The sequence below is a fragment of the Gemmatimonadota bacterium genome, from assembly GCA_026706845.1.
In the GTDB taxonomy this organism is placed as follows: domain Bacteria; phylum Latescibacterota; class UBA2968; order UBA2968; family UBA2968; genus VXRD01.
In genome coordinates this window covers 1-6,597 of sequence record JAPOXY010000263.1, presented here as the reverse complement: position 1 = coordinate 6,597, position 6,597 = coordinate 1, and the positions used below count along the sequence as shown (strand labels likewise).

6 protein-coding genes are annotated in these 6,597 nt (G+C 54.2%); 4 read left to right on the top strand and 2 right to left on the bottom strand.

Translation table 11 applies throughout. The features are described 5' to 3' along the window. Nucleotides 1–197: sugar phosphate nucleotidyltransferase (locus tag OXG87_22985; protein ID MCY3872421.1), on the bottom strand; the 197-nt coding region annotated here is incomplete at its 3' end. A gap of 116 nt (nucleotides 198–313) precedes the next feature. On the opposite strand from OXG87_22985, the gene OXG87_22980 reads away from it, so the two are divergent. From OXG87_22980 to OXG87_22965, 4 genes are all read left to right on the top strand, one after another. Further along, complete coding sequence (locus tag OXG87_22980) at nucleotides 314–901, top strand: rhodanese-like domain-containing protein (protein MCY3872420.1); 588 nt, start codon at nucleotides 314–316, stop codon at nucleotides 899–901. Nucleotides 902–1,169: 268 nt separating this feature from the next. Further along, on the top strand, nucleotides 1,170–2,627 hold the full coding sequence (locus OXG87_22975; protein ID MCY3872419.1) for a sulfatase-like hydrolase/transferase: 1,458 nt from the start codon (nucleotides 1,170–1,172) through the stop codon (nucleotides 2,625–2,627). 21 nt (nucleotides 2,628–2,648) lie between these two features. After that, the gene (locus OXG87_22970) at nucleotides 2,649–4,985 is read left to right on the top strand and encodes a penicillin acylase family protein (protein ID MCY3872418.1); all 2,337 of its coding nucleotides are present in this window, start codon (nucleotides 2,649–2,651) and stop codon (nucleotides 4,983–4,985) included. A 117-nt stretch (nucleotides 4,986–5,102) separates the two neighbouring features. After that, on the top strand, nucleotides 5,103–6,191 hold the full coding sequence (locus OXG87_22965; protein ID MCY3872417.1) for a PmoA family protein: 1,089 nt from the start codon (nucleotides 5,103–5,105) through the stop codon (nucleotides 6,189–6,191). A 30-nt stretch (nucleotides 6,192–6,221) separates the two neighbouring features. On the opposite strand, the gene OXG87_22960 is transcribed toward OXG87_22965, so the two are convergent. Beyond that, entirely contained in the window at nucleotides 6,222–6,596 is a 375-nt protein-coding gene (locus OXG87_22960) for an arsenate reductase ArsC (protein ID MCY3872416.1), read from the bottom strand. Between the last annotated feature and the right edge of the window lies 1 nt (nucleotide 6,597).

Genomic DNA, 6,597 nt, shown 5'->3' with positions numbered 1-6,597 from the left:
TCGAATAAACGCCGATAGAGTGGCAGGTCGTGGGGGGTGGAGATGATCAATATATCCCGGATGCCCGCCAGCATGAGGACGGAGAGGGGATAGTAGATCATGGGTTTGTCGTAAACGGGCTGGAGTTGTTTGCTGACCACGCGCGTGATGGGATAGAGGCGGGTGCCAGCCCCTCCTGCGAGTAAGATGCCTTTCATATAGTATCTCCCGAGGTTTAGGCGTTAAATATGGATAATGGTAGGGGATATTGTCAAGGAGTAGAACACATGAGTTGGTTTTTGGTTCGGGTTTTGAAAATTGCAAGGAGGTGATTATGAGCGATAAAGGGTATGCGAATCCCGAGTTGTTGATTTCGCCGCGGGATTTGTATGAGAGGGCTGCCGATGTCTGCATTGTGGACACGCGGCCGACGCATGCATATCACGCCGGGCATATTCCGGGTGCGCTTCATCTGGATCTTTATTCAATCAGTTTGAACGATACCCGCGAACAGGCTTTTGATGCGTTTATGTGGATGCTCGGTTATTTGTTCAGTAACCGGGGTATTGGTACGGATAAGACGGTGGTCTGGTACGAGGATGATTCCGGGGTGCGCGCGTCGCGCGGTTTTTGGATTTGTGAATATCTGGGCCATCCCGATGTGCGCGTGCTGGATGGGGGATGCAATGCCTGGACGGCTATGGGTTATGAATTGGTGACGGATTGCGAGGAGGCAGAGCCTGCGGAGTTTATCATATCTGCGGTGCCGGGGCGCCACATGGGAGCCGATGTTTTAAATGGTCTTTTGGGGCGCGAGGATGTTGTGCCTCTGGATACGCGCGGTGACGATGAGTATTTCGGGCGCAATGTGCGGGCTGCGCGAGGGTGGCTATTCCAGGGGCTGTGCATGTTGAGTATGTGAATAATCTGGATGAGACGGGGGCGTTTAAGCCGGCGGATGAATTGCGGGCGATGTACGAGGCTGTGGGTATTTCGCACGATAAGGAAATTGTGCCTTACTGACAGGGCGGGTACCGCTCTTCCCAAACGTACCTGGCATTGCGGTTGCTGGGTTATGAAAAGGTCCGAAATTATATCGGGTCGTGGAAAGAGTGGGGTGACCGGCTGGATTTGCCGGTTGAGATGCCTGAAGAGAAGGAATAGGTTCTTTTGAGTTAGGAGATTATATCTTGGATTATAATAATCGTCCCAATGTTCTGATTTTGATGAGCGATCAACACCGCGCGGATTGGATGACGTGTGCCGGGAATAATACGGTGCCTACGCCGATGATAGATCGCGTGGCTGCGCGTGGGGTGCGGTTTGAGAATGCCTATTGTCCCTATCCGGTGTGTACGGCTTCGCGTATGTCGTTGTTGACGGGTTTGTACGCTCATAATACGGGGGCTATTAACAATAGCGATCGGTTGGATTGGCGCTATCGCACGGTGGCACACCATTTTGCGGATCACGGATATTTGACGAGTTTGATCGGCAAGATGCATTTTAACGATGCACATAATCACGGTTTTGCGTCGTATTTGTCGATTAACGATTGGTTGATGTATTTGGGTCCGAAGGTGGGGCATTATGCGAATGAGATTGCCAATCACGCGATAGGTGAGGGGTTTTTCCATTCGGTTTTTGATACGGGTAGTGGGTTTCCCGATGTGTCGGTGCTGTGGGATGGCGCAAGTCCATGGGCGGGCAATGTGGCGCGGTGGGATTTTTCGAGTACGGCTTCGCCGCTCGATGCCGAGGATCATCTGGATATGTTTGTGGCGCGCGAGTCTGTGAAGTTTATGCGCGAGTATCGCGATCAGCCGTTTTTTCTGGTGGCGAGTTTTATGAAGCCCCATCCGCCTTTTTATCCGCCTCGCGAATGGGCAGAGCAGTTTTCGCCGGAATCGGTAGATTTGGTGGAGGTGGGGGATAGTTCGCAATATCCGAGGCATATACAACAGCGTATTGATAGGACGCAGGGTATGGGTGAGAAGCGGCTTAGGGCGCATAAGGCGGGGTATATGGGCAATCTATCTTTTGTCGATTATTGCATCGGGCGCGTGCTGGATGGGCTGGAGGAGTTGGGGCTGGTGGAAGATACAATTGTGGTCTATACTTCAGATCACGGTGAGATGGGCGGTGAACACGGGTTGTATCAGAAGTTTTGTATGTTTGAACCTGCGGTGAAGGTGCCTTTGATTGTGAGTTGTCCTTCTCGTTTTCCAGAGGATCGGGTGGCTTCTGCGTTGACCGAATATTTTGGGCTGTATCCCACGCTTTCAGAGTTGTGTGGGTTGGCGGCACCCGATCGGACGACGCTGGTGGATTTTGAAGGGGCTTGCGAGACAATGGATGCGGAGAGTTTTGCCAGTGTTGTGCGCGATCCCAATACCCAGGGTCCCGATGCCGCGTTTTCCGAGCATGGGTTGCGTTCTCATATGCCCCAATATATGGTGCGGGGCGAACGGTTTAAGTACGTTTATAATGATGGGGGTTCGCGGCATGAATTATACGATTTGGAAAATGATCCGGGCGAGTGTATCAATTTGATCGATAATCGAGATTTTGTAGCTGTTCGCGCAGATTTACAGGGGCGGTTGTTCGCGTGGTACGATCCAGATTCCAACCCTTATTGTGAACGGTGAGGTTGAGGTATTGGAGGGAATATGGCAGACCGAAAAACTATTTTGATGCAGGCGATGCGAGGTGAGATAACTGCTGATGAGGGAGCCGACCAATTGGGTATTTCGCGGGGAGCGTTTCGGGATTTTCAACGGCGGTTTTTACGCCAGAAATTGCCCAGGACGGAGGAGAGGGTAAAAGCACCAGTGGATCAGCAGGTGACGGTGTTGCGCGATCGGTGGGGTGTGGCGCATATCGAGGCGGCTTCAATGGCGGATTGTTTTACTGCGCTGGGATATGCTATGGCGCAGGATCGGCTGTGGCAGATGGATTATATGCGGCGGTTGGCACACGGGCAATTGTCGGAGATTTTGGGGGCGGATTATCTGACGGAGGATCGCCTGCATCGAACGATTGGTTTGACGCGCGCAGCACAGGGGGCAGCTTCGGCGATGTCGGGTGAGGTGAAGATGGTGTTGCAGTCGCTGGGCGGCGGTATCAATGCGTGGATGGAAGCGATGGGTGATCGGCGTTGTGTTGAGTTCGATTTGCTGGATTACGATCCCGCGCCGTGGACGGTGGTGGATTCGATTGCGATATGGAAATGGCGGTGGTGGATGCTGACGGGGCGGCTGAGTGCGGTTGCGGTGAATGAGGCGGCAAAACGCTATTTGCCTCCCGATTTGTTCGATTTGTTTTTGACTACAGAGGCTTCAGAAGAGACCATTGTTCCGTCTGATGAACCGGCTGGTGTGGGGGGATACGATACGGGGATTGGCAGCAATAACTGGGTGATTGGGGGCGAGCGGACGGCGAATGGCAAACCCGTGCTGGCAACGGATCCGCACAATGATGTGAGCATGTGCCGGCAGTGGTACCAGGCGCAGGTGCGCGCGCCGGGTATGGATGCTGTGGGCGCGTTTTTTTTGGGGACGCCGGGTATTTATCTGGGGCATACGCGCGATACGGCGTGGGGCGTGACCAATCACGCGGCTTCGGTGCGCGATTTATACGTTGAAGAGGTGTCAGAGGAGGATGAGAATTTGTACCGGGATGGCGATGCGTGGCGTCCGTTTGAGGTGGAGGAACAGGCGATTCCCGTGCGCGATGCCGCAGCGGATGTGCTGGTAATTCACCGGTCCCGTCGCGGTCCGGTTGTCAATGAGTTTGTGCCTGCGATAGACGAGGGAGAGCAACCCGTGCTGTCTATGCGCTGGATAGGATCTGAAGCGACAACGGGGTTTGAGGCGATGCTGGGGCTGATGCGGTCGAAAAATGTCGCGCAAGTTCTGGATGCGCTCGCCCAATGGCCGATGCCTATTTTGAATTTTGTGTTTGCCGATTCCAATGGGAGGCTTGGATATCACGTGGTGGGGCATGTGCCAACGCGCAGGGCGGGAGATTTTGGGTTCCGTGATCCGGATTGCGAATGGGGCGCGCCGCACGCATTTGACGAGTTGCCGCATCTGGTGGATCCCGAGCGGAATTGGGTGGCGACGGCAAATAATCCACCGTGGGGTGGTCGAGGTCCTTATCTGTCGCTGGGGGCGTGGTCAGATGGGTATCGGTTTCGGCGGATTGTGGCGCGTATTGAGGAATTGGAGACGCATACGCAGGAGAGTACGGGTGCTATTCATGCCGATGTTGTTCACGGGCGGGGGGAAGATCTGGCGCCGATTGTTGCAGAGATTGCGCTGAGAGCGGGAACTAAACGCTTGCGCGATCTGGGTGAGTTATTGCACGGCTGGGATGGCGCGTATTCGGTGGATTCGGTCGCGGCTACGGTGTTTACGACTTTTTGGGAGCACTGGGTGCGGCGGGTGGTGCGGGTTCGGTTTCCCAATCATGTGGTTCAACTGGTGGTGGGGCGAGGTGGCAGTGTGGCGCGGCAGGTGTTGACGGGGCAGGCGTTGGATTGGACGCCGGATGGTTGGGATCTGGATCGGGAGGTGCATGCGGCATTGGGCGATGCGCTGGATTGGTTGCGCCGCCGCGTGGGTCCGCGCAAATTGCAGTGGCGATGGGGCAGGTTGCACACTGTGACTTTTCGGCATCCACTGAGTGATGGCGGGGCGTTGTCAAAGATGTTCGATGTGGGGCCTTTTGAGTCGTCGGGGAGTACGGGTACTGTGCGCGCGACGGGGTATAATTTTGGCAAGCTGTTTGAGGTTGGTTCGCTTTCTACCTATCGGATGGTGGTGGACCTGGACAATCCGGCGCAGAGTATGGCGACGGCGGCAGGTGGACAGTCCGGGCATCCGATCAGTCCAAATTATCGGATGCAGTCCGAGTTGTGGGCCGCCGATGAATACCATCCCCTGCTGATGGATTGGGAAGATATAGTGGGGAATTTACAGAGCAGGTTGGAACTGAATCCGTAGTCTGGCACGGTTTTTGCATAATTTGGGCAATAGTGCCAGATTTTGGTCATTTTTTGGTCATTTTTTTCAATAGCAGGACAATTTTTTCACTTTCACACTGTGGAGGAGTTTAGAAATATGAAATTGACGCTTTCAATTCCGCGTTCTCGTCCGGCACATCTGGCGAGTTTTTCCGCTCCAGAGGGATGTGAGGCTCCGTTGTTGCAACTGAAGGGTAGAGGTGAGGTACTGATTGCCGAGCGCGATCCGTCTGCGCCTGTGTATCACGTCAATCTGCCCGCGCTGGCCGGGGGTGAGGAAGCGAGTTTTGAGGTGTTGGCATTGGATAGTGCAGATGCGGCTGCGGGGATTTCGTCGCGCGATGCCGATGGGAAACTCAGTGTTTCTCTGTCGGGTTCGCCATTTATGACGTTTCACCATACGACGGATTATCCCAAGCCGGTTATCAATCCGATTTTGACGCCGAATGGGACCAATATGTTGCGCGAGCCGATGGCGGCATGGGGGGAGGGGGAACACCCCTGGCAGCGGGGTTTGACCTTGATGCAGGGAGCTATAAATGGGGTGGATTGCTGGAACGAGCGGCCCAACCAACCGGGATATGGGCGCACGGCGCAGGATGATATTTCTATTTCGCACAATCCATTGTCTCTTGTGATCGCTTCGGAAAATACGTGGTATGAGGGCGACCGCGCGTTGATGAGTGATAGTCGTTCGTATCGGTTGTACGATTCGGGACGAGATGCCGCGGTTCTGGATGTTGCGCTTACTCTTAAGGCTTCGCACGGTGCGGTAACGATTGGAGATACGAAGGAGGGTGGATTTTTGTGTATTCGCGTGAATCCGTCGATGAATGCCAATGCCGATGGGCAGATGCGCAATGCCTATGGCGCAACGGATGAGACGGGGTGCTGGTCGCTGCCTTCACACTGGATGGATTACTGCGGTCCTGTGGGCGATGAGGTGGCGGGGTTTGCCATTTTTGATCATCCGCAGAATTTCCGATATCCAACCACATGGCATGTGCGCGGTTATGGGTTGTTTGCGCCCAATTGCTGGATGTTCAAGCCCGATCACCATTTGCCCGAGGGCGCGTCTATGACGTTTCGCTGGCGCGTGATTGTGCATACGGGGGATACGGCGCAGGCCGATATTGCAAATCGCTTTTTGGATTATGTGGATGGCCCGCGTGTGGCGTGGGAATAGAAAGTTTTTCAGAATTTTTAAAGTCTCGAGTTATTTCGAGGCTTTTCTTTTTTGGAGGAAGTTTGCGATTTTGTCGCGTATTTCGTCGCGCACTTTGCGGAATACGCGCATTCGCTCTTCTTCTGTTCCCCGGGCATCGGCGGGGTCTTCAAAGGGCCAGTGTCGCGTGTTTTTGGTGCCCGGGAAGATGGGACAATTTTCTTGGGCGTTGTCGCAAACGGTGATGACGAGGTCAAAGTCTCGATTGAGATATTGTTCGATGCTGTCGGATGTGTGGTGGGATATGTCGATGCCGATTTCACGCATGGCGCAAATGGCCAGTGGGTTGACTGTTGTAGGGCTAACGCCTGCGCTATAGGCGTCGTAGGTGCCATTGCTCAGATGGCTAAATAGTCCTTGCGCCATT